This window comes from Bartonella sp. ML70XJBT (assembly GCF_028618425.1).
In the GTDB taxonomy this organism is placed as follows: domain Bacteria; phylum Pseudomonadota; class Alphaproteobacteria; order Rhizobiales; family Rhizobiaceae; genus Bartonella.
Genome location: NZ_JAQISX010000097.1, coordinates 1 through 898, shown reverse-complemented (window position 1 = coordinate 898; position 898 = coordinate 1). Strand labels below are relative to the sequence as shown.

1 protein-coding gene and 1 pseudogene are annotated in these 898 nt (G+C 39.6%); both read left to right on the top strand.

Annotation, left to right across the window (positions count from 1 at the left end; translation table 11 throughout):
* A partial coding sequence (locus PVV65_RS09845; RefSeq protein ID WP_273790038.1) for a hypothetical protein occupies nucleotides 1–693 on the top strand: 693 nt, incomplete at its 5' end.
* Nucleotides 693–898 (top strand): annotated as a pseudogene (locus PVV65_RS09840) (hypothetical protein); the annotation flags it as partial. The gene PVV65_RS09845 and the pseudogene PVV65_RS09840, both read left to right, overlap by 1 nt.

Sequence of the window (898 nt, the reverse complement as noted above, 5' to 3'; positions counted from 1 at the left end):
ATAATAGTACAGACAGGTGGTCCGATTGGAGACAAACAGACCATTGTTTCTCATGACAAAAATTTTATCCAGATGTTAAGCGATATTCAGGATGAAATAGATGATCAAACAGATGAGTATGTTGATCAAGTACAAAGGGCGATATTTTCGGCTATTCGCTTTTGTGAACGATTGCCTTTTTATTTCAATGAAAGCCGTGAAATTGTTTTTACCACTCTAAAGGGGAAAAGCCGTTATGGCGCAGAGGCACATCCCTCTATAACAGGGGCTGTTCGCATTGTTGATGCTTATATTTATGAAGATAATCACAGCAAAGCAAAGCTTTTGCAGGTAGATCCGCTTGTTATTGAGAATCTTGAGAATGATTGTAACAATGGTATGCCTACACGCTATGCTTATTTTGAACAAAAGCTTATTTTGTATCCAACACCAGAGCGTATCTATTCTATCAGGCTTATTCTTGATCCTGTGAGAATAAAAGATATTGAGAGCGCACAAGAAGCGTCCATATGGTTTTGTGAAGCCTATGAATTGATCAAAACCCGTGCAAAATATGAAATTTATACCAATATTATTAAAGAACCGCAGATGGCAGCGGCTGCTTTTGCTATGTTTCAAGAGCAACTCGATGCGCTGCAAATTGAAACATCACGGCGCAAGAATTTATTAAAAATTCAACACACGGATTTCTGATGACCTTTATCCCTATTGCTGAGTATAGACCAGATGTTGCATTTATTAATAGTGGTTATTCCAGTGAGATCGTGAACGTTTTGCCTGCACCAAATTCATATATTCCGTTTCCCATTGTGGCGCCGGTTTCAGATCCTTTTCCAGATGTGATTTTGGGAGTCTATGCTGTGCGCTCATTGGGTGGTGTGCGCATCATTGTGGGCGC